Below are 23,190 nucleotides of genomic sequence, written 5' to 3' on the forward strand. Positions count from 1 at the left end.
CTTGCCATGAAAGTCTCCTACAACGAACTGCAGGGCCTCTGCCGCCAGGCGTTCAGCGGCATGGGCTTCGAGGAAGGCGAGGCGGCGGATGCGGCGGACATGGTGGCCTGGATGCAGTGTCATGGCCTGGAAGGGCTCGATGCCCTCGGCCGCGGACTGGACCATCTGTTGCGCGAAGATCCCGATGAGCTGCCCGGCATGCTCTACTGCGATGGTGACCTGGCGGTGCTCGACGGCCACGGACAGAGCGTGCTGCGTGCCTCGAGCCTGGCGGTGGAGCTGGGCTTTGCCAAGGCGCGGGCCCGGGGATTGGCGATCATCAAGATTCGCCATTGCCACAACCGCCAGTTGATCCTGGGCTATCTCTCCCGCCTGGCAGGACGCGGCATGAACGTCACGGCCTTCTGGCGCAACGCCCAGATGCCGCTGACCGAGCAGGTGGTGGGCTTTCGTGCCAACCACACGGTGCCGGAGATCCGTGTCTACGCCGTGCGAGAGGTTCCCGAGGAGAACGAGCCCAACGACGGCATTACCCTGGTGCTTGCCAATCACGTCGACCTGCTGCCGGCGATGCGCTCGGAGTATCGCTATGAACTGCTGGCGCAACAGGGGGAATCCGAGCTGCTGGCCTGCCGTGAACGCGCCTTTGCCGAGGGCATCGAGGTCGACGACACTCTCTGGCAGCGGCTCAAGAGCCTGGCATCGCGTATCCTGGTGGAGGCAAGCGATGCCTCGCGGGAAGGTGCCGGTGCCGGCAGCCGCGATGACGACTGACGAAGCGCGCGACCTGCCGACTGCTTTCTTCAATGCTGCCATCACCCTCCTCGAGAAGCGCACAAACGCCTCATATTGAGCTTTACTTAAAGAAACGCCTTACCCGATGGCCTCCGACACGCTAAAGTTCTATTTATCGACAAGATCGTGATAATCGAAAAACTATAAGAGCTACGCCAGCAATACCAGTGCGTATTACTGATACAGGGAGTGGTCATGGGTGGCTTCGAAACCTCGGCTGAGGTCGCTCGGTCGCGAGAGGTACTACGCACGCTCTGTTCCCGAACGGATATCGATCTCGAGCCTCTCACGGCATTGACCCGCGATCTCTTCGCGACCTCCATGGTGATACTGTCGCTGCCCGGTCTCGGTCGATACTGGTCATCCTCTGCCCGGGAGGTGATGCTCTGCGTTGCCGATGGCGCCACCTTCTGTCGCCAGGTCGTGGCCAGCAACGAGATGCTGGTGATCGAGGATACCCAGGCGTCGCCATCGTTCGCGGACCAGGCCTCGCAGGTTCGCTTCTTTGCGGGGTGCCCGATCGCGCTGGAAAAGGAGCGTCCGGTCGGCAGCCTCTGCGTGCTCGATACCCATCCCCGAGGCTTCGGTGAGGCCCAGCGCCACCAGCTGCTTGGGCTGGTCCGTCAGGCCGAACAGCTGTTGCGCCTGCACGTGCGACTCGGGGAGGCAAGCCAGCAGCAAGAACACCATCGGAAGCTCTCGCTGCTGTTCTACAACGTGTTCGACAGCTGCCGGGAGCCCATCTACGTGCGCAATCGGCGAGGCCGTTTTCTTGCCGCCAATCGGGCCAGCTATGCGCTGATGAATGAAAAGGCAGAAAACCTGACCGGCGAGGCGCGTCTCGGTGATTACTTCTCGGCCGCGGTGGTGGAGCAGCTGGAACAGGGGGAGCGCGAGGTCATCGCACATCGCGAGTCGCGCAACGTGCTGTTGCCGCCCATCAACAACCGCCAGTTCGAGATCACCATTTCACCTCTGATCGATGAGTGCGGTGACACCCGAGGCGTGGTTTCCGTCGCCCACGATATCACCGAGGAACACCGTCAGGCCCTGCTGCTCAAGGTACTGCACCAGGGGATTACCGACTACCAGGCCTTGATGTCCGGCGAGCGGCTCTGGGATTTCCTGCTGCAGGCGCTGCGCAAGCTGACGCTCAGCGACTACGCCCTGATCGGCGAGGTGATCGAACAGGACGATGGGCCGGCGTTGAGAATTCACGCCATCACCGAGCTCATCTGGGGTGAGCAGTCGCCCGGGCTGATGCAGGGGCTGCGCAGTGGCGTCGTGACGCTCTCCAATTCCGACAGTCTGCTGGGGCGGGTCTTCGCCCGGGGGGAGACGGTCATGACCGATGACCTTTACCGCCATCCCAGGCAAGGCGGCTTCCCACCGGACAACCCTCGGCTGCACAATTTCCTGGGGGTGCCAATCCACGACGGACAGACGCTGATCGGCATGTACGCCATTGCCAACGGACACCATGGCTATGACGAAGCGCTGCTCCGGCGGCTCGAGCCGTTCACGGCGACCTGTGCCCTGTTGATCAATCTCTACCGCCAGTTCGCCGAACGCGAGCAAGTGATGCAGGCCCTGGCCTCTGCCCGGGACCAGGCGGAGCGCGCCAGCCAGGCCAAGAGCGAGTTTCTCTCCGCCATGAGCCATGAACTGCGCACGCCGCTGAATGCCATTCTCGGCTTCGCTCAACTGCTGATGAACAGTCGCCGTGCCTCTCTCGACGAACGACAGCGGCGCCAGGTGGCGCATATCGAGAAGAGCGGCACGCATCTTCTCAACCTGATCAACGAGGTACTGGATCTTTCCCGTATCGAAGCGGGTCGTCTGCAGCTTTCCCTGGAAGGCATTGCGCTACAGGGGGTCATCAAGGATGTGGTCGAGACGCTGACCTCCGCCGCCCGAGCCGCCCAGGTCACGATCGCGGTGGACGAACCGGCCGCCACCCTGCAGGTACGCGCCGATTACACGCGCCTCAAGCAGGTGCTGCTCAACCTGCTTTCCAACGCCATCAAGTACAATTCCCATCCGGGACGGGTGCGAATCCATCACCATCGCCGGGGGCAACGGCTGAGAGTGATCATCAGCGACACGGGACCCGGTATCGCCGAAGAGCGGCGTGACGAACTGTTCCAGCCCTTCAACCGTCTCGACGCCGAACATGGGGGCATCGAAGGCACCGGTATCGGTCTTTCCCTGACCAAGAAGCTCGTCGAACACATGGCGGGAGAGATCGGTGTCGACAGCCGGCCGGGTCAGGGTAGCGACTTCTGGTTCGAGCTGCCCCTGGCCGAGTGTGACGAAGCGGCGACGGCACCGCGTGAAATGTCGACCACCGGCGCCTCCCGGGAATCCGCTGGTCGACATTGGGAGGTGTTGTACATCGAGGACAATCCCGCCAACCAGCGCCTGATGGAGGATATCTTCCTCGATTGCCACGACATGGCACTGCACGTGGCGCCGAGCGCCGAAATCGGCCTGTCGCTGCTGCAGCACCAGCCCTTCGACTTGATCCTGATGGACATTCACCTGCCGGGGATGAATGGCCACCAGGCCCTGGCCAGGCTGCGCCAGGACCCCCGGTACCGGGATCTGCCGGTGATCGGTCTGTCGGCCAATGCCATGTCGCGGGACATTCAGCAGGGGCGCAGGGCAGACTTCACCGGCTTCTTGACCAAGCCCATCGATATCGCCGAGCTGCTCGACGCGATCTCCCAGGCACTACAAGGCAGGCAAGCGACGTCATGAACGAAGTGGATTGCCCGATGGAACTCGCCAGCAAGCGGGTGCTGATCGTGGACGATCAGCCCACCAACATAGAGCTTCTGGAGACGCTGCTCGAGGAACACGGCTTCGAGCAGCTGGAGGGCGTCAGCGATCCTCGCCAGGTACTCAATCACTGCCGCCGACAACGTCCGGACCTGATCCTGCTGGACATTCGCATGCCGCACCTGGATGGCTTTCAGGTGCTGGAGCAACTGGAAAGTCATTTCGCCGAACAGATGCCTCCGGTGATCGTGCTCACCGCCCAGATCGACGATCAGACCCGCCTGCGTGCCCTGAGCATGGGCGTCAGGGACTTTCTGGGCAAGCCCTTGAGGCACGACGAGGTGATCCAGAGGCTGAATAACGTGCTTGCCGTGCAGCACCGTTATCAGGTGCGCGATCGCCAGGCCGACGAGCTCGAGCTAATGGTGGCCGAGCGTACCCGCCAGCTGGAGTACCAGTCGCGTACCGATCCCATTACCGGCTTGCCCAACCGCCGTGCCCTGCTGCAGCACCTCGACGCCCTTGCCCGGGCGGGGCGCTCGATAGGACTCTTGTTCATCGCCCTCGACAGCCTGGACGATATCGTTCGTCTGCATGGCTACGGCGTGACCGAGACCCTGCTGTGGGGGCTGGGGGACTCGCTCGAGGAGCAGCTCGACGCGTCCCACTATCTCGGGCTGTGGGCCGGAAGCGAACTGCTGATCGTCTGGGCCGATGCCACGGACCTCGCCTCCCTGGAGCGCCTGGCCCTGGTGGTTCACGAGCACATCCAGACCAATCATCATGTCGGCGACCTGCTGCTCCCCCTCAAGGCGCGCATCGGCGTGCACTTCGCCCAGGGAGGCGAGCCCGAGCGTCTCGTGCAGATGGCGGCGCTGGCGCTGCCGCTCCCCCAGCGGGACAATCGGCATATCCAGAGCTATACGCGGGGCCTGGAGGCCGCGCAGCAGAAGCACCTTTCCCTGCAACAGGCGCTGCACGGTGCGGTACTGCGCGGAGAGTTCTCGCTGACCTACCAGCCCAAGGTGTCCTTGGTGGATGGCCGCGTCCAGGGCGTCGAAGCCCTGCTGCGCTGGTACCATCCCAATCTCGGCTGGGTGCCCCCGGAAGAGTTCGTTCCGCTGGCAGAGGCCAGCGGCGATATCCTGGCCATCGGAGCCTGGGCCCTCGAGGCCGCCATCCGTCAAGCTGCCCAGTGGTACGCCGAGGGCCGCATCGCCGACGAGTTCGATGTCGCGATCAATGTCGCGGCCCGGCAGCTGTCCCAGAAGAACTTTGCCGAGCGCCTGCTGTCGCTACTTGTCGATCATCGGCTTCCCTGCCAGCACCTCTCCCTGGAAGTCACGGAATCCGACCTGATGGTCGATGTCGAGACGGCCCGGACGCAGTTGACGTTGCTGTCGCGTGCCGGCATTCGCATCGCCATCGATGATTTCGGAACCGGCTACTCCTCCCTGGCCTATCTGAAGGCCCTGCCGGTGTCGGTCCTCAAGATCGACCGCGCCTTCGTCGATGGGCTGGCCGACAATCCCGAAGACCAGCGTCTGGTCAGGATGATCATCGCCCTGGCACACGGCTGCGGCTGCCTGGCGGTGGCCGAAGGCATCGAGTCCCGGGATCAGGCCAAGTTGCTCAAGGGCCTGGGCTGTGACGTGGGTCAGGGATACCTCTATTCCGCCCCGCTCACCGCGGACGAGCTGGTTGCCTTGTGTCGCGAAGCAGAACCTGGCCTTGCGAACTTGCGTGCGTGTCTGGATCCTTGAACAGGAAACCCGACATCGAAAAACCCCCGCCCGATTCACGGCAGCGAATCGGGCGGGGCTTCGTCATGCCGGCGTATCGCTAGCGATAGACCAGGTTGGGCAGGTAGGTGATCAGCGCCGGGAAGAGGATCACCAGCAGCAGACCGAGCGCCTGGATGCCCAGGAAGGGCAGCGACGACTTGAAGATCTGCGCCATGGTGATGTGCGGCGGGCACACACCCTTGATGTAGAAGAGCGCATAGCCGAACGGGGGGCTCAGGAACGACATCTGCATGTTGACCAGATAGATGACGCCGAACCACAGCGAGACGTTGGCCGCGTCGACCCCGGGCAGCCCGAACAGGCCGTCGAAGGAGAGCGGCTGGATCAGCGGCACGAAGATCGGCACCGCCAGCAGCAGAATGCCTACCCAGTCGAGGAACATGCCCAGGGCCACCAGCAGCACCATCATCACCATCAGCACCCCGTAAGGACCGAGGCCGGCACCGGAGATCAACTCCTGCACGAACTCCTGTCCGCCCTGGAGGATGTAGAAGCCGACGAAGATGGTGGCGCCGAAGATGATCCACATCACCATGGCCGTGGCTACCAGGGTGGTCATGCACGCCGCGTGCAGGTTGGGCCAGGTCAGGCGTCCGTGCATGGCGGAGACGATCAGCGCGCCGAAGGTGCCGATGCCGGCGGCCTCCACCGGGGTGGCCAGGCCGGTGAAGATCACCCCCAGCACCACGATCACCAGGATGATCGGTGCCAGCATGTTGCGCAGCAGCCGCAGCTTCTCCCTGGTGCTGACGCGATCTTCCACCGGTAACGGCGGGGCCGCCTTGGGATTGATGGCGCCGCGCAGCCAGCAGTAGAACCCATACATGGCGGCCAGCAGCAGGCCGGGAATCAACGAGCCGAGATAGAGCTCGCCCACCGACTGCTGGGCGACCACACCATAGATGATCGCCAGGATCGACGGCGGGATCAGGATGCCCAGGGTACCCCCGGCCATGATCGAGCCGATGGCGATCTCGGGATCATAGTGGCGCTTGAGCATCGCCGGCAGGGCGATCAGGCCCATGGTTACCACGGCGGCGCCGATCACCCCGACCATGGCCGCCAGCAGGGTCGAGGCGACTACCGTGGCGATGGCCAGGCCGGCCTTGAGTCCGCCCATCCACTTGTAGACGGTGTCGAACAACTCCTCGATCAACCCGGCCTTTTCCAGTACCGCCGCCATGAAAATGAACAACGGGATCGCCGACAACTGATAGTTGGTCATCATCGGGAAGATGCGCGAGGGGATCAGGTTGAGCATGAACTGATCACCGACCAGGTACAGGAACACCACGCCGAGACCGCCGGTGACGAAGGCCAGCGGCAGGCCGGCCACCAGCACCAGCATCAGGGTGCCGAACATCAGGGCGGTCAGGGTGCCGATGCTGACGTTGGCCAGACTGTTCTCGATGCTCAGCGGGAAGCTCTCGTAGTCGTTGACCACCACGTTGACGACTTCATGCAAGGCATAGAGCGCGAGTACGATGCCCAGCAGCACGAGCAGCCAGGCGAAGGTCGAGCTCCCTTCGTGACGGGCTCGGGCATGACCGAAGGCCTGGATGTCCTTGATGAGCTGGGCGATGCCTTGCAGCAGCAACAGGACGCCACCCAGCACCAGGGTGAACTTGACCGGGTAGTACTGCACCGACCACTCGGTGAAGGAGGTCTCGTTGGCGTAGCCCTGGCCGAAGAAGAAGATTTCCTGATTGACCGACTGAGAAAAGAACGTCCAGCCGGTGGTGATCAACGCCACGGTGAAGATGAAGAAGAACACCGAGGTCATGATGTCCAGTGCAGCCTTGGTCAGCGGCTTGGCGCGCACATAGAGGATATCCACGCGCACATGCCCCCCCTCGCGCAGGGCGAAGGCGCCGGCCAGCAGGTACTGCATGCCGAACATCAGGAACATGGATTCATGCGCCCAGTTGGTCGGCGAATTGAGGGCGTAACGCACGAAGACTTCGTAGCAATAGACAAGCGGTGCGATCAGCGACCAGTAGGCGACGTAGCGCCCGGTAAAGCCGGAGACCTTGTCGATGACTCGGGTCAGAGCATTGCCGGGGGGGTGGTAGTCGGTGTCTTGTTCAGCGGCGGGGGCACCGCCAGTCGTCGCACCGCTGACCGTGCCGCCGCGGCGAAAGCTGCGATCCACGAACAGCATCACCACCAGCGGCAGTACCAGCAGTACCGACCAGTAGAACCAGTGGGGCAAAACAAAATTGATCTGAAGATCCATGAACGTTCTCTCGTCAGCACGGCATCAGGGAGGCCGGTCGCTGCTTGTACTGTTTTTCTGTTGGTCAGGGAAAGCCGAACCCGCGCACCGGAACAAGAGGTGCGCGGGCCTTTCTTCGGTATGGCGTGTCAGTCGTCCAGCGAGTAGCCCTGGAGGTCCTCTTCGGTCACCAGGGCGATGGCCGGGTCCTGCATGGTCTTGAGGTGGGCGCGGAAGAGCCGGGTGGCGTCCGGATCCTTCTTGGCCCACTTGAACCACAGCGGGATCGCCGCCTTGCGAAAGCGCGAGGCATCCTCCTCGGAGAGATGGATGATCTCGATACCCTTCTCTTCGTACTTGGGCCAGGCCTCGGCGTTGGCCTGCTGGATCGCGGCATAGTGCTCGCGGGAGTAGGCGGCCACCAGATCGTGCATCAGATCCTGGGTCTCGGGCGACATGCGCTCATAGACGCGCCGATTGACCGCGATGTCCATGAGGTCGACGGCCTGGTGCAGGCAGGGTGTGGAGGGTGGGCCCATGATGATGTACTTGGCCACCTGCCAGAAGCCCAGCTCGTAGTTCACCGCCGCGCCGGTGTAGTCGGCGGCATCGATGGTGCCCTTCTCGAGCGCCGGATAGACCTCGGAGCCCGGAAGCAGCGTGGTACGCGCACCGATCGAGGCGAAGGTCTCGGCGACGATGCCTCCTGGCATGCGGATCTTGACGCCCTTGAAGTCGTCGAAGCTGCGCAGCGGCACCTTGGAGTGGATCAGGTTGAGGTCATGGTGCACATGGCCCAGGAATTCCAGTCCCTGCTTGCGGTACAGATCCTTGGCGATCTCGAAGCCGCCATAGGCGCCGAACATCACGTCCCACTGGTGGGGCACCGACAGCCCCATGGGGTAGGCGGTCAGGAACACCCCGGCAGGCATCTTGCCGGGCCAATAGACGGTAAACCAGTTCTGGCCCTCGAGAACGCCGTTGCGAACCGCATCGGCGACCTCGAAGGCCCCCGCCACGGCGCCGGCGGGGAACGGCTCGATGGTCACCTCCCCGGCGGTGAGCTCCTTGACACTGTTGGCCCAGGTCTCGAAGGTCTTGTAGCCGGTCGTTCCCGGTTGCCAGGAGGACTGCATCCGGATGCGGATGCCCGCCTGGGCCTGGGCGTTGCCGATCCAGGGGGCCGCGACGGCCGCCGCGGATCCTACGGCAGCGGCCTTGAGGAAGTTGCGACGACCGTTCGATTGGCCGGTGGCGTTCGTGCTGGAATCGGTATGAGAAGGGGTGATGGACGATTGTTGCTGTTCTTTTTGCATACCATGTCTCCTGGGTTCAGGTTCGACTGCCTCGGCGTGGGCGAGGCAAGCTCTTGTTGTTATCCCTAAGGAATCACTGCATAAATGCCTACACGAACGAATTGCTGCGTTGCGCGGTGCTCGAAAACTCGCCTAACTCCATGTTATGTCTCGTTTTCTGCGCTCCGTGCGCCTTGCACTTCATTTCACTCGGCGATTTATTCAGCAATTTCCTAATTCGCGTGCCGGACCGAAGCTTCGCCTTGTCGTATCAACTGTTTTACAGCGGCATCAAGAGCGACGGGCTCCCCTGTCCGGGGTTGCCGAGATGCACGTCGGCGGCCCAAAAGCACGTTCAGGCTTACATTAACCGAGTTGCGTTGGCTTGCCATCGTGTTTCTCAACGCTAAGGATTGCTGCCGAAGCGCATTTTCGACAGCAAAATCCTCGTTGGCCGCATCATCGTTGACTTGCGGCTGGTCAGACCAATTGACCCGGCAATCAACTTTTCATACCAAAGCAGCATAGCGCTTCTGTGGCGCCGTGCACGCCTGCGCTATTGCCGCCGCCGAATCGGCACCAGAAGTTGCCGGCACGTCTAGGCGTCGTGAAGCGGCTCATGCCTCTGAGGGACAAGCGCCTTTGGCGATTTGATGAGACAGGTGGATATGCAGTTCAAGCAATTCTCGAGCCTCGCCAGCGTGGCGCGCCAGGGCCAGAGTGACCAGCTCGGCGTGATGCTGGTCGAGGAGTTCCCGGGTAGCCGGATCACTCGGCGCCAGTCGACGATAGCGATCGAACTGATCGTGCAGTTGCTCGATGAAACGCAGCAGCCAGGGGGAGCCGCTAGGCGCCAGAAGGGTGCGATGAAAATGTTGATGCGCCTGCTCCCAGCGTTCGATCTCGCCGGGTGTCTGATCGGCACGTCGCAATCGATGCTGCGCCGCCAACAGCTGTGATTCCCATTCCGCATCCCCCGCCTGAAACGCCTGGACCAGTGCCATGCATTCCAGTTGCGTGCGCAGATGCGCAATATCTGCAAGCTCCGAAGCGTCGAGAGTCGGTACCCGAAAGCCACGCTGATTGAGTTGCTCGAGCAAGCCGTACGCAGCAAGCCGGTTGAGTGCCTCGCGCAGTGGGCTCAGCCCCACCTGATAGCGGGATTTGAGAGCGCTGATGGCGAGTTTTTCCCCCGCCGTGAAACGCCCCCTGATCAGGTCTTGCTTGAGGGCATTGAAGACCTGGCTGGCGGCGGTGATGCCCGAAGCGCTATGAGTCTCTGCTAGCGGGTGGGACGTCGACATGTCATAGACCTCGAAAACAGGCTTGCAGGTTACGTCGTCGATTGACGCTAGCCAAGTGGTTAAGCCATAGTCATTCCAGAAAATCGATTTTTGCAAAAAATACCGATCATAACCAGCGCCGGAGTCGCCATGCGTACCCCCTTCTCGGACAGCACTCCCTACCCGTCCCGCCGTAGCCCCATGTATGCCCGCGATGGCATGGTGGCCGCGTCCCAGCCCCATGCCAGTCAGATAGGGCGGGATATTCTCGCTCAGGGAGGCAACGCGGTGGATGCCGCTATCGCGACTGCAGCCGCCTTGACGGTGGTGGAGCCCACCGGTTGTGGCATCGGCGGGGATGCGTTTGCGCTGGTGTGGATTGCCGAGGACGAGCAGGGCAACGGCGAGTTGCATGGCCTCGACGCCAGCGGTGCTGCCCCGGCGTCACTGTCCCGGGAGGCGGTACGCGAGGCGGGCCATGAGAAGATGCCGCTGTACGGCTGGACACCCGTGACCGTACCGGGCACGCCGGCGGCCTGGGCAGAACTCTCGCGGCGCTTCGGCAAGCTCGATTTTGCCACCTTGCTGGCGCCGGCGATTCGTCTGGCCGACGAGGGCTTCGTGGTGTCACCGATGATCGCCAGCCTGTGGGCGCGAGACGAGGCGGTCTTTCGCCGGAATCTCTCCGGCGAGGCGACGCGCGGCTGGTTCGATACGTTTACCCCGAAAGGTCGAGCGCCCCGGGCCGGCACCTGGCATCGCTGCGTGGATCAGGCGCGGACGCTTGCCGCCATTGCCGAGACCCAGGCCGAGAGTTTCTATCGCGGCGAGTTGGCCGAGCGCATCGATGCATTCTCGCGACAGACCGGCGGCTACCTGCGCGGCTCGGATCTAGCGACCTATCGGCCGGAATGGGTCACGCCGATATCGGCGCGCTATCGCGACGTCGAGCTGTGGGAAATTCCTCCCAGCGGGCAAGGCCTGGTGGCGCTCATGGCGCTGCGCCTGCTCGACGGCTATCCGCCGGCCCTTCGCGATGACCCCGAGGGCCTGCATCGCCAGCTCGAGGCCATGAAACTCGCCTTCACCGATGGCCAGGCCTATATCACCGAGTCTCGCCACATGCGCCAGCGGGTCGAGGATCTGCTGAGCGATGCCTACATCGAAAAGCGCCGCGCCCTGATCGGCGAGCAGGCGATCGACCCGATTCCCGGCCAGCCCGCCGCCGGTGGCACGGTGTATCTCGCCACCGCCGATCGCGACGGCAACATGGTGTCCTTCATCCAGAGCAACTATCACGGCTTCGGGTCCGGCGTGGTGGTTCCCGGCACCGGCATCGCCATGCAGAATCGCGGCCACGGGTTCAGCCTGGACCCTGATCACGACAACTGCCTGGCGCCGGGCAAGAAGACCTTTCACACCATCATTCCCGGATTTCTGACCCGGAACGGCAAGGCGCTGGGGCCCCTGGGCGTGATGGGCGGGTTCATGCAGCCCCAGGGGCATGTCCAGGTGGTGACGAACATGGTCGATGCGGGCCTCAACCCCCAGGCCGCCCTGGACGCGCCGCGCTGGCAGTGGATGGGGGGCAGGACCATCGGAATCGAGCATGCCTATCCTGCCTCGCTGGTGCGCGCCATGGCCGAGCGCGGACACCTCATGAAGGTGGAGCATGACAGTCGCGGTTTCGGGCGCGGGCAGGTCATCCTGCGCGACCCCGAGACCGGTATCTACTGCGGGGGAACCGAGCCGCGCACCGATGCCAATATCGCGGTGCTGTGACCATGGGCGTGCAGAGTGAGCTGTTCCTGGCCTTCTTTCGTATCGGGATCTTCGGCTTCGGCGGCGGGCCTTCGATGATTCCGCTGGTGCATCAGGAGGTGGTCAAGCGCCATGCCTGGATGGATGACGACGCCTTCGCCGATGTGCTGGCCATCGGTAACACCCTGCCAGGCCCCATCGCGACCAAGATGGCAGGCTACATCGGCTATCGCGTGGGCGGGGCGGCCGGCGCGGTGAATGCCGTGCTGGCCGTGATCGTGCCGGTGATCGTGGTGATGATCGCCTTGCTGGGACTCTATTTGCGCCATGGTGATCAGCGCTGGGTGCAGGGCATGGGCCAGGGGGTGATCCCGGTGGTGATGATCATGATGGCGCAGCTGACGCTGGACTTCTTCAATAAATCCCGCGCCGGGCTTGGCTGGATCACGACGCTGATCATGGGCTTGGCGGCGGCAGGACTGATCTACGGGTTGGGCCTTCATCCGGGGTTGGTCATCGGCGCCATTCTGATCGCGGCACTGCTGCGCCCCGATCCTGCCAGTCGCAAGGGCGAGGTCGCCAAATGATCTACTGGCAGCTTTTCCTGGCGTTCTTCATTCCCAATATCGTCGGCTATGGCGGCGGGCCTGCCATCATTCCCCTGATCGAAAACGAGGTGGTGGGCAAGTACGGCTGGATGAGTCATCAAGGCTTTGCCGAGATCCTGGCGCTCGGCAATGCCCTGCCCAGCCCGATCGCAACCAAGATGGCGGGCTATATCGGCTACGACGTGGCAGGCGTGGGTGGCGCCCTGATCGCGGTGCTGGCCACCGTCGGGCCCTCGCTTCTGCTGATGCTGGCGGCGCTGGGCACCCTGTACCGCTACCGCGATTCGATCAAGGTCAAATCCATGAGCCAGTGGGTGCGCCCGGTGGTCATGGTGCTCATGGCCTATCTGGCCTGGAGCTTCTTTCATACGGGCCTGGTGACCATCGGGTCGATACACACGCTGGTCATCGGTCTCGTGGCTGCCATCCTGTTGATGGGAACACGAATTCACCCGGCCCTGGTGGTGTGTTTCGGCCTCGGCTATGGCGCCTTGCTGCTCGGTTGAGGCAAGGCCTCGATGCATCCATGTCACGCAATGAAGGGGGGAACCGTTCACCGGAAAAGCCATTGAAAGATCAACGCTTGACTCGATGAAGACGACGTTTCAATTGCAAGATGCTCAACAAGGACAAGCTGCCATGATCCGCACAATGAAATCTCGTATGTCGTTGCGGACCTCCAGACGCCTGATGGGCTCTCTCGGCTTGCTGTTGGCCGGCTCCAGCCTGTTCGCGACCGTCGCCCTGGCGCAAGAGGACACCTACCCCGAGAAGCCGGTGGAGTTCATCGTGCCCTGGTCCCCGGGCGGCGGCAGCGACACCCTGATGCGCCTGGTTTCCAACCATGTCGAGGAGTATCTCGGCGAGCCGATGCCCGTGATCAACATGCCGGGTGTCAGCGGTACCACCGGGCTCAAGGAGCTGGCCGATCGTGGCGCCGATGGCTATACCGTCGGCCAGGTGCATGAAGGCCTGCTAGTGGCGCATCATACCGATCTGACCAGCCTGAACTGGGACGATTTCGATCCCGTTGCCGCCATCACCAACTCGCCGCAGTACCTGACCGTGAACGCCGATAGCCCTTGGCAGACGTATCAAGAGTTCATCGACCACGCCAAGGAGAATCCGGGCGACGTGCGCGTTGGCGTAACCCTGGGCGGCATTCCGCACGTGCACGCGGCGATGATCGAGGACATCGAAGACGTCTCGTTTCGCTATGTCGGCTTCGAGGGCACCGGTGCGCGCATTCGCGCCCTGGTAGGCGGTCATATCGATGCCGCCATCGGTGACATCGCCTCCAGCGGCGAATTCGTCAAGAACGACGACCTGCGCTTCCTGGCCGTGGGAACGCCCGAGCGTCAGGAGGCTACCCCGGATGTGCCGACCTTCAAGGAACTCGGGCGCGAGGCGCTGGAGTTGAGCATCGTGCGTGGCGTCGTGGCGCCCGAAGGAACGCCGGACGCACGCATCCAGACGCTGGCTTCGGCCTTTGAACAGTTGAGCAAGGACGACGACTTCATTCAGGCGGTCAACAATGCCGGCGCCACGGTCAACTTCGAGGGGCCCGAGGCGTTTGCCGACTATCTCGAGCGCACCAATGAGACCGTCGAACGTCTGTCCGGGAAGCTGGCCAAATGAGTAGCCCTTCACCCGACCGCTCCTCTTCGGAGGAGCGGTTCACCGAGTCGTCGGGACGCTCGGCACCACTCGCGCACATGATCTTCAATGCGGCAATGGCCGTGCTGTTCGCCGCGTTGTTCCTGCGGGCCGGTGAGTTGCCATCCTCGATGTGGGAGCCTCTCGGTGCGAGCAGCTTTCCACGACTGGTGCTGGCACTCCTGATACTGATCAACCTGGCCATCGTCGCCAAGGAGTGGCGCGCTTTCGCGGCCCGATCCGCTGCCGAGCGCGGCCTGGTGGGGCGCTGGGCGTGGCGGCATCGCCTGGCCTTTGGCGTGCTGGGGCTGTTCGCGCTGTTCATTTTCGCGGTGCCCTGGCTCGGCTTTGCCTGGGCGGCGCTCGTGTTTCTGATGCTCGGCCAATGGCTGCTTGGCGCCCGCTCGCTCAAGGGGCTGATCATCGCCCTGGCCGTTGCCCTGGTCTTTTCATTCGGTGTCGAGACGCTGTTTCGCGAGGTGTTTGTCATCAGCCTGCCGCGTGGCCTTTTCGGCTAGGCAACCGCAAGGAGCCCGGACATTATGGATGCCTTATTTTCCGGTATGGAGCAGCTTTTCACGCTGGGCACCATGCTGACCATGCTGCTGGGGGTCGTGGCGGGCGTGATTGCCTCGGCGATTCCGGGCTTTACCATTACCATGGCCATCGTGCTGACCCTGCCGCTGACCTTCACCTTGCCGCCGCTGCAGGGGATCGCCACCATGCTGGCGGTCTATGTCGGCGGCTATACCGGCGGCCTGATCAGTGCCGCCTTGCTGGGCATACCCGGTACCCCGTCCTCGGTGGCGACCACCTTCGACGCCTTTCCCATGGCGCGAGCCGGGCAGCCCGGGCGCGCCCTTTCCCTGGGGGTCTGGGCCTCCTTCTTCGGTGCCCTGATCAGCACCGTCGTGCTGATCATCGCGGCACCGCCGCTGGCCATGATTGCCGTCAAGCTGGGGGCCTGGGAGTACTTCTCGCTGATCATCTTCGCCATGACGGTGGTCGCGAGCCTGGTGGGCAAGTCGATACTCAAGGGGCTGTTGACGGGGCTTTTGGGACTGTTCATCGCCACCGTGGGCACCGATCCGATGATGGGCGTTCCCCGTTTCACCTTCGATACGGACCTGCTCGCCAATGGCTTTCCCTTCCTGGTGGTGCTGATCGGCATCTTTGCCGTCAGCCAGCTTCTGCAGGAAGTCGAGGACGCCGAAGCGGTCAAGCATGGCAAGGCGCTGATACCCGCCAATGTCTCCTTTCGTCCGCTGGAGGGCCTGCGTGAGGTCCTGATACACCCGGTCAACCTGGTCCGCTCCTCCCTGGTCGGTGTCTTCATCGGTGCAGTGCCCGGCGCCGGCGGCAGCATTGCCAACCTGTTGGCCTACGATCAGGCCAAGCGTGCCTCCAAGACATCCGAGACCTTCGGCACCGGAAATCCGGAAGGCGTGGTTGCTTCGGAATCGGGGAATTCGGCCACCTCCGGCGGTGGCCTGATCCCGATGATCGCGCTGGGCATCCCCGGAAGCGCCGTGGATGCGGTGCTGATGGCGTCGCTGATGGTTCATGGCATCGGTGTCGGCCCGCGTCTCATCCTCGATCACGGTGATCTGGTCTATGGCATGTTCATGGCCATGCTGGTCGCCGCCTTCATGGTGCTTGCCGTATGTCTTGTCAGCATGCGGCTTTTCCTGCGGGTGACCGATGTACCCCGCTCGGTGATCGTGCCGGTGGTGCTGGTCTGCTGCGTGGTCGGCGCCTTCGCGCTCAACAACCGCGTTACCGACATCTACCTGTTGCTCGGGATCGGCATCTTCGGCTACGTGCTCAGCAAGCTCGACTATCCGCTGGCGCCACTGGTGCTGGGGGTAATCCTGGGGCCCATTGCCGAAACCAACCTGCGCCGGGCGCTGATGTCCGACGAGAACTGGACCCTGTTCTTTACCCGTCCCATCTCCCTGGGCTTGTTGATATTCGCGGCCATCTCGATCCTGCTGGCCATTCGCCACCACCGGCGCCAGAAGGCATCGAAGGCGATCTACCCTCCCTCGCCATGACCCACGAAACACGCTCCAAGGCGTCGAGAAAAGGTCACCCCGGGTTCAACCTGTCCGCTGAGCTCGGGGGATTTGCTATCGTGTGACTGTCTTTGTTCGATCGGGATTCGACCGTGACGCCTGCCAACAGCCAAAGGCTGTCCATCGGCTTCGTTCTGCTGCCGCGCTTCACGATGCTGCCTTTTGCCGGCTTCGTCGATTGCCTGCGCCTGGCCGCGGATGAAGGCGACATGAGCCGCCAGCTGCGCTGTCACTGGACCTTCATGACCAGCGACGGGGAGGGCGCGCTATCGAGTTGCGGGGCGACCATCACCCCCTGCGAGCAATACCAGGACCCGGCGCGTTTCGATTATCTCGTGGTCATCGCCGGGGTGCTCAAGGACAAGGAGATGGTGGATCGCGCCACGATCGACTATCTCAAGCGGGCGGATAGGCAAGGCGTGCCGCTGGTAGGGATCTGCACCGGGGTGTTCGCGCTGATCCAGGCCGGCCTGATGCACCAGCGGCGCTGCTGCGTGAGCTGGTACCACCACGGCGACCTCGTGCGGCGCTTCGGCCAGGTCACCCCGGTATCGGATCGACTCTTCATCGACGACGGCGATCGCCTGACCTGCGCCGGGGGCATCGCCTCGGCGGATCTGGCCGCCTATCTGGTCGAGCGGCATCTCGGCCGCGCCTGGGCCAAGAAGAGCCTGCACATCATGCTCATCGACGAGGCGCGGCAAGGCAATCATCCCCAGCCGCATCCGCTGGTGCTCAACAAGGTCGACAATCGCCAGGTACGGCGCGCCATCGCCATCATCGAGCAGCACCTGGGCGAGCTGATCTCCGTCGATGAACTCGCCGACCGGGTGGGGTGTTCCCGGCGGGGGCTCGAACGCAGTTTCCGCGAGTCCCTCGGCGTAAGCCCGCAGAAGTTTTCTCGCGACCTGCGCCTGCGCTACGGCCTGTGGCTGCTTCATTTCACCAGCAAGAGCATCACCGAGGTCGGCGAACGCTGCGGCTTCTCCGATACCGCGCACTTCTCGCGCAACTTCAAGGACACCTTCGGCTACAGCCCCTCGGAGGTCAGGAAGGGCACGGTCGGTTTACAGGAAGACCTGGTCGATCCCTTCTTTCTGCACATCGGCAAGACCTGATCGGGCCATTTGCATTTTCAATGCCTGGAAAAATATAAAAAACAATAACTTGTCGCGAGCCTGCTTTTGGCAACTATTTTGTCGCATTCATTCAATTCTTGCTCCCGCCCCTCGGTTATTAATTGATGCCTACCCCGGTCCATCAACAACAAGGAGCAGCCCATGGATGCGACCCTCGCCTCGACAAGCAACCTTCGCCAGACCGCCATCGCCTAGGACAGGTCCATAGGAGAATTCTCATGCAACGCTATTCGGGCTTCGGGCTGGTCAAGCATGCACTGAGCCACCACGAGAACTGGCAGCGCCAGTGGCGCAACCCCACGCCGAAGAAGCAGTACGACGTGATCATCGTCGGCGGCGGCGGCCATGGCCTGGCCACCGCCTACTATCTGGCCAAGAACCACGGCATCAAGAACGTGGCAGTGCTCGAGAAAGGCTGGCTGGGCGGCGGCAATACCGCTCGCAACACCACCATCGTGCGCTCCAACTATCTATGGGACGAGGCGGCGCGGCTCTACAACCACTCCCTCGACCTGTGGAAGGGCCTGTCCCAGGAGATCAACTACAACGTGATGTTCTCCCAGCGCGGCGTCATGAACCTGGGTCACACCCTGCAGGACATGCGCGACATCCAGCGCCGGGTGCATGCCAATCGCCTGAACGGCATCGACAGCGAGGTGATCACGCCGGAGCAGATCAAGGAGATCGTGCCGATCATCGACACCTCCAGGCGTGCCCGCTATCCGATCATGGGCGCCTCCTGGCAGAAGAGCGCCGGTGTGGCGCGGCACGATGCGGTGGCTTGGGGCTATGCCCGGGCGGCGGATTCCCTGGGCGTGGATCTCTTGCAGAACACCGAGGTCACCGGCTTCAAGATCCGTGACGGCCAGGTGTTCGGCGTGCACACCAACCGCGGCGACATCGAGGCCAGGACCGTGGGCTGCGTGGCCGCGGGCAACTCCGGCGTACTGGCGAAGATGGCCGGCATCAGGCTGCCCCTGGAGTCGCATCCGTTGCAGGCCCTGGTCTCCGAGCCCCTCAAGCCGATTCTCGACACCGTGGTGATGTCCAACCACGTCCACGGCTACATCAGCCAGTCGGACAAGGGTGACCTGGTGATCGGCGCCGGTATCGACGGCTACAACGGCTACGGTCAGCGCGGCAGCTTCTCCACCGTGGAGCACACCCTGCAGGCCATCGTCGAGATGTTCCCGATCTTCTCCCGGGTGCGCATGAACCGCCAGTGGGGCGGCATCGTCGATACCTGCCCCGACGCCTGTCCGATTCTGTCGAAGACTCGGGTCAAGGGGCTTTACTTCAACTGCGGCTGGGGTACCGGCGGCTTCAAGGCCACCCCGGGCTCGGGGCATGTGTTCGCCGCGAGTCTCGCCAAGGGCGAGATGCATCCCATCGCCGAGCCGTTCTCCATCGATCGCTTCAATACGGGAGCGCTGGTCGATGAGCACGGTGCCGCCGGCGTCGCCCACTAGGTACTGACGAAAACGGTCTGCGCTCGACAATACGGCGTTAAAAAATGGCTCAATATGCTCATTTACGCACCTGTAAACTCCGCTATTTCGCCATTTTTTGCCTTGTCTTGCCATCGCTCGACGAGTTTTCGTTCAGCACCTGGTAGCCATAGCAGCGCAGAAAAACTATTCACTTTCATCCGAGTGATGGAGGAATAAAAAATGTTCTACATTCATTGCCCTTACTGCGACGAGCATCGCGAGGAAGAAGAATTCCACCCCAAGGGCCAGGCGCATATCGTCCGTCCGGCGGACCCAGAGAACTGCACGGACGAGGAGTGGGGCGACTATCTTTTCTTCCGCGACAATCCGCGCGGCATCCACCACGAGCTGTGGGTGCATGCACTCGGCTGCCGAAAGTTCTTCAATATCACCCGCAATACGGTGACCTACGAGATTTACGAGACCTACAAGGTCGGTGAGCAGCCGTCGGTGACCGCCGAGCGCCTTGCCGCCAAGGAAAAACAGTCCGGTGTCCAGGTCGCCGATGGCGGCTGGCAAACCGTCGGTGCCCGGCCCGAATCCCTTGACCTGAATGCGTCGAATGAGGAGGAACGGGCATGACTCAATCCAATCGTCTGCAGCAGGGCGGTCGCATCGATCGCTCTCGTGTCCTGAACTTCACCTTCAACGGCAAGACCTACCAGGGTCACGCCGGTGATACCCTGGCCTCGGCGCTGCTCGCCAACGGCATCGACGTGGTCAACCGCAGCTTCAAGTACTCCCGCCCTCGCGGCATCGTCGCCGCCGGTGCGGAGGAGCCCAATGCGGTGGTCCAGCTGGGGCAGGCGGAGGCCGCCCAGGTGCCCAACGTCCGCGCCACCCAGCAGGCGCTCTATGACGGCCTGAACGCCCGCTCCACCAACGGCTGGCCCAACGTCCAGCGCGACGTGATGAGCTGGGTCGGCAAGCTGGGCGGCGGCTTCATGCCACCGGGCTTCTACTACAAGACCTTCATGGCCCCGGCCTCGATGTGGATGACCTACGAGAAATACATCCGCAAGGGCGCCGGCCTGGGCCGGGTGCCCGGCGAGAACGATCCGGACATCTACGATCACATGAACCAGCACTGCGACGTGCTGGTGATCGGCGCCGGCCCGGCGGGCCTGGTGGCGGCGCTCACGGCGGCCAACAGCGGTGCTCGGGTGATTCTCGCCGACGAACAGGAAGAGATGGGCGGCTCGCTGCTCGACAGCCGCGAGACCCTGAATGGCGCGCCGGCGAGCGAGTGGGTCGAGAAAGCCCTCGGCGAGCTTGCGGGCATGGACAATGTAACATTGCTGGCCCGTACCACCGCCAACGGCTATCACGACCACAACTTCGTGACCCTGCACGAGCGGCGCACCGAGCACCTGGCGGACACGGCGCCCCTGGCCAACGGTCGTCGCCAGGCCCGCTCGCGGCTGCACCGGGTGCGTGCCGCCCAGGTGGTGCTCGCCACCGGCGCCCACGAGCGGCCGCTGGTGTATGCCAACAACGACGTGCCCGGCAACCTGCTGGCCGGTGCGGTGTCGACCTATATCCATCGTTACGCGGTGGTGCCGGGCAACAAGCTGGTGCTTTCCACCAGCAACGACCATGCCTATCGCGCGGCCCTGGATTGGGCGGATGCCGGCCGCGAGGTGGTGGCCATCGTCGATGTCCGGGCCAATCCGGACGGCGATCTGGTCAAGGAGGCCCAGTCCAAGGGCATCCGCCTCATTACAGGCTCCGCAGTGATCGAAGGCAAGGGCGCCAATCGGGTGACCGGGGCGCGGGTCGCGAAGATCGACATCGATCGCTTCGCCGTGACCGGCCAGGTGGAAGAGCTTGTCTGCGATACCATTGCCAGCTCCGGCGGCTACAGCCCGGTGGTGCACCTGGCCTCGCATACCGGTTCGCGGCCGACGTGGCGGGACGACATCCTCGGCTTCGTGCCCGGCAAGGTGACCGGCATGACGCCGGCGGGCGGTGCCCAAGGCGTCTATATCCTGGCCGATGTGCTTCACGACGGTGCCCAGGCCGGCATGCAGGCTACCCAGGCCAGTGGTATCGACACGGTTGCCGAGTTGGCTTTGCCCCAGACGGATTCATCCCGGGAATCGCCGGCCTGCGCGCTCTATCAGGTGCCCCACGAGAAGCCGACCCTGCGTGCGCCCAAGCAGTTCGTCGATCTGCAGAACGACGTGACCGCTGCGGGCATCGATGTGGCAACGAAAGAAGGCTTCGAGTCCATCGAGCACGTCAAGCGCTACACTGCCATGGGCTTCGGCACCGATCAGGGCAAGCTCGGCAACATCAACGGTATGGCCATCGCGGCACGCCTGCTCGAGCGTTCCATCCCCGAGGTGGGCACCACGGTGTTCCGCCCCAACTACACCCCGGTCACCTTCGGGGCCATCGTCGGCCGCCACGCTGGGGAGCTGTTCGACCCGGAGCGCTACACCGCGCTGCATCAGTGGCATGTGGAACACGGTGCCGAGTTCGAGGACGTCGGCCAGTGGAAGCGCCCCTGGTATTTCCCACAACGACGCCGCGCAGAGGATGGCGAGCGCTGGGAAACCATGCACGAGGCCGTGGCCCGGGAGTGCCTGGCGGTGCGCAATGGCGTGGGCATCCTGGACGCCTCGACGCTCGGCAAGATCGACATCCAGGGGCCGGATGCCCGGGAGTTCCTGGGCCGCGTCTACACCAACAAGTGGGCCAAGCTGGCCCCGGGGCGAGTGCGCTACGGCCTGATGTGCAAGGACGACGGCATGCTGATGGACGACGGCACCACCAGCTGCCTGGGCGAGAACCACTTCCTGATGACCACCACCACCGGCGGCGCCGCGGCGGTGCTGGAGTGGCTGGAGCTGTGGCACCAGACCGAATGGCCGGAACTCGAGGTCTACTTTACTTCGGTCACCGATCACTGGGCGACCATGACCGTGACCGGGCCGGATGCCAGGAAGCTGCTGTCGGAGATCACCGACATCGATCTCGATCGCGACACGTTCAAGTTCATGGACTGGCGCAATGGCAAGGTCGCCGACGTGCCGGCCCGGGTGTTCCGCATTTCCTTCACCGGCGAGCTGTCATTCGAGATCAACGTCCAGGCCAACTACGCCATGCATGTCTGGAAGACCCTGTTCGAGCATGGCGAGAAGTACGACCTGACCCCCTACGGCACCGAGACCATGCACGTGCTGCGCGCCGAGAAGGGACTGATCATCGCCGGGCAGGACACCGATGGCTCGGTGACGCCGGAAGACCTGGGCATGCAGTGGGCGATCGGCTACGACAAGCCGTTCTCCTGGATCGGCAAGCGCGCCCTGGCCCGCACGGACACCGCGCGCCAGGATCGCAAGCAGCTGGTGGGCCTCAAGCCCACGGACCCCAGGGTGGTGCTGGAGGAAGGCGCCCAGATCGTCTTCGACAAGGACCAGGCGATCCCCATGGACATGCAGGGTCACGTGACCTCGAGCTACTACAGCCCGACCCTGGAGAGCGGTTTTGCCCTCGCGGTGGTCAAGGGCGGCCAGGAGCGCATGGGCCAGAAGGTCTATCTACCGATGCCCGGCGGCATGACTCACGAAGCCGAGATCGTCAGTACCGTATTCATCGATCCCAAGGGAGAGCGCCAGAATGTCTGATACCACTTACGGCAACGTCGCGACCTTCGATACCCGGCCGGACATGGCGATTCCCAGGGAATCGCCGCTCTCCGTGGCCTATCACCGGGGCAGCGTGCCGGCGCCGTCCCGGGACGGCCAGGTCCTGCTCGAGGAAAAGCCCTTTCTCGGCCACCTGATCCTGCGCGGTGGCGCCATCGTTCTCGACGAGGCTTTGCGCGAGGTGCTGGGGATCAATCTGCCCGGTCGGCCCCTGGGGCTGGCCCTGGACGAAAGCGGCGAGTGCTCAGTTCAATGGATGTCACCGGACGAATGGCTGGTGATCGTGCCCGGTGGCGAGGAGTTCGAGCTGGAAAATCGCCTGCGCTCGAAGCTGGGCGAGGCGCATTTTGCCATCGTCAACGTCAGTGGCGGCCAGACACTGGTCGAACTGTCCGGTGAAAAAGCGCGGGACGTGCTGATGAAGTCCGTGCCCTACGACGTGCATCCGCAGAACTTCCCGGTGGGCAAGGCGGTGAGCACGGTGTTCGCCAAGGCCAGCGCCATCCTGCGTCGTCCCGCGGAGGATCGCTGGGAGCTGGTGCTGCGCCGGAGCTTCGCCGACTACGGCTATCGCTGGCTGCTGGACGCCGGCGAGGAGTTTGGCATCGGCGTGAAGCGCTGAACGCCGCGAAGC

General features: G+C 63.3%; 17 protein-coding genes. 14 read left to right on the forward strand and 3 right to left on the reverse strand.

Features of this window, described 5'->3' with window-relative positions; all coding sequences use genetic code 11:
- Positions 1-6 precede the first annotated feature (6 nt).
- From BUA41_RS05865 to BUA41_RS05875, 3 genes are all read left to right on the forward strand, one after another.
- Positions 7-774 (forward strand): DUF3726 domain-containing protein, encoded by a 768-nt coding sequence (locus BUA41_RS05865; protein WP_072820704.1) that lies wholly within the window; start codon positions 7-9, stop codon positions 772-774.
- 216 nt (positions 775-990) lie between these two features.
- Complete coding sequence (locus tag BUA41_RS05870) at positions 991-3,555, forward strand: ATP-binding protein (protein ID WP_072820706.1); 2,565 nt, start codon at positions 991-993, stop codon at positions 3,553-3,555.
- Positions 3,552-5,339, forward strand: coding sequence for a putative bifunctional diguanylate cyclase/phosphodiesterase (locus BUA41_RS05875; protein WP_245791855.1), 1,788 nt, complete (start codon positions 3,552-3,554; stop codon positions 5,337-5,339). The genes BUA41_RS05870 and BUA41_RS05875 overlap by 4 nt, the downstream gene beginning before the upstream one ends.
- 79 nt (positions 5,340-5,418) lie before the next feature.
- Here BUA41_RS05875 and BUA41_RS05880 read toward each other — a convergent pair whose 3' ends face one another.
- From BUA41_RS05880 to BUA41_RS05890, 3 genes are all read right to left on the reverse strand, one after another.
- Positions 5,419-7,617 (reverse strand): TRAP transporter large permease subunit, encoded by a 2,199-nt coding sequence (locus BUA41_RS05880; RefSeq protein WP_072820708.1) that lies wholly within the window; start codon positions 7,615-7,617, stop codon positions 5,419-5,421.
- A 128-nt stretch (positions 7,618-7,745) separates the two neighbouring features.
- Positions 7,746-8,912 carry a TRAP transporter substrate-binding protein DctP gene (dctP, locus tag BUA41_RS05885; RefSeq protein ID WP_084671193.1) on the reverse strand — a complete coding sequence of 389 codons (1,167 nt, stop codon included), beginning with the start codon at positions 8,910-8,912 and terminating at the stop codon, positions 7,746-7,748.
- A 596-nt stretch (positions 8,913-9,508) separates the two neighbouring features.
- Complete coding sequence (locus BUA41_RS05890; protein WP_072820709.1) at positions 9,509-10,195, reverse strand: GntR family transcriptional regulator; 687 nt, start codon at positions 10,193-10,195, stop codon at positions 9,509-9,511.
- Between the two features lie 129 nt (positions 10,196-10,324).
- On the opposite strand from BUA41_RS05890, the gene BUA41_RS05895 reads away from it, so the two are divergent.
- The 11 genes from BUA41_RS05895 (at position 10,325) to BUA41_RS05945 (ending at position 23,178) form a co-directional block, all read left to right on the forward strand.
- Positions 10,325-11,956 (forward strand): gamma-glutamyltransferase family protein, encoded by a 1,632-nt coding sequence (locus BUA41_RS05895; protein ID WP_072820711.1) that lies wholly within the window; start codon positions 10,325-10,327, stop codon positions 11,954-11,956.
- 2 nt (positions 11,957-11,958) lie between these two features.
- On the forward strand, positions 11,959-12,522 hold the full coding sequence (locus tag BUA41_RS05900) for a chromate transporter (protein ID WP_072820835.1): 564 nt from the start codon (positions 11,959-11,961) through the stop codon (positions 12,520-12,522).
- On the forward strand, positions 12,519-13,049 hold the full coding sequence (locus BUA41_RS05905) for a chromate transporter (RefSeq protein WP_072820713.1): 531 nt from the start codon (positions 12,519-12,521) through the stop codon (positions 13,047-13,049). The genes BUA41_RS05900 and BUA41_RS05905 overlap by 4 nt, the downstream gene beginning before the upstream one ends.
- Before the next feature lie 157 nt (positions 13,050-13,206).
- Complete coding sequence (locus tag BUA41_RS05910) at positions 13,207-14,181, forward strand: Bug family tripartite tricarboxylate transporter substrate binding protein (RefSeq protein ID WP_084671196.1); 975 nt, start codon at positions 13,207-13,209, stop codon at positions 14,179-14,181.
- Positions 14,178-14,717 (forward strand): tripartite tricarboxylate transporter TctB family protein, encoded by a 540-nt coding sequence (locus tag BUA41_RS05915; protein WP_084671198.1) that lies wholly within the window; start codon positions 14,178-14,180, stop codon positions 14,715-14,717. Before BUA41_RS05910 ends, BUA41_RS05915 begins: the two co-directional genes overlap by 4 nt.
- 24 nt (positions 14,718-14,741) lie before the next feature.
- Positions 14,742-16,253 carry a tripartite tricarboxylate transporter permease gene (locus BUA41_RS05920; RefSeq protein ID WP_072820718.1) on the forward strand — a complete coding sequence of 504 codons (1,512 nt, stop codon included), beginning with the start codon at positions 14,742-14,744 and terminating at the stop codon, positions 16,251-16,253.
- Between the two features lie 113 nt (positions 16,254-16,366).
- On the forward strand, positions 16,367-17,392 hold the full coding sequence (locus tag BUA41_RS05925) for a GlxA family transcriptional regulator (RefSeq protein ID WP_072820839.1): 1,026 nt from the start codon (positions 16,367-16,369) through the stop codon (positions 17,390-17,392).
- Between the two features lie 239 nt (positions 17,393-17,631).
- Positions 17,632-18,882 carry a sarcosine oxidase subunit beta family protein gene (locus tag BUA41_RS05930; RefSeq protein WP_072820720.1) on the forward strand — a complete coding sequence of 417 codons (1,251 nt, stop codon included), beginning with the start codon at positions 17,632-17,634 and terminating at the stop codon, positions 18,880-18,882.
- Positions 18,883-19,083: 201 nt separating this feature from the next.
- Positions 19,084-19,485, forward strand: coding sequence for a sarcosine oxidase subunit delta (locus tag BUA41_RS05935; RefSeq protein ID WP_072820721.1), 402 nt, complete (start codon positions 19,084-19,086; stop codon positions 19,483-19,485).
- Positions 19,482-22,535 (forward strand): sarcosine oxidase subunit alpha, encoded by a 3,054-nt coding sequence (locus BUA41_RS05940; RefSeq protein ID WP_072820723.1) that lies wholly within the window; start codon positions 19,482-19,484, stop codon positions 22,533-22,535. Before BUA41_RS05935 ends, BUA41_RS05940 begins: the two co-directional genes overlap by 4 nt.
- Positions 22,528-23,178, forward strand: a complete 651-nt coding sequence (locus BUA41_RS05945) for a sarcosine oxidase subunit gamma (RefSeq protein WP_072820725.1) — start codon at positions 22,528-22,530, stop codon at positions 23,176-23,178. The genes BUA41_RS05940 and BUA41_RS05945 overlap by 8 nt, the downstream gene beginning before the upstream one ends.
- Positions 23,179-23,190 lie beyond the last annotated feature (12 nt).

Source organism: Modicisalibacter ilicicola DSM 19980, from assembly GCF_900128925.1.
In the GTDB taxonomy this organism is placed as follows: domain Bacteria; phylum Pseudomonadota; class Gammaproteobacteria; order Pseudomonadales; family Halomonadaceae; genus Modicisalibacter; species Modicisalibacter ilicicola.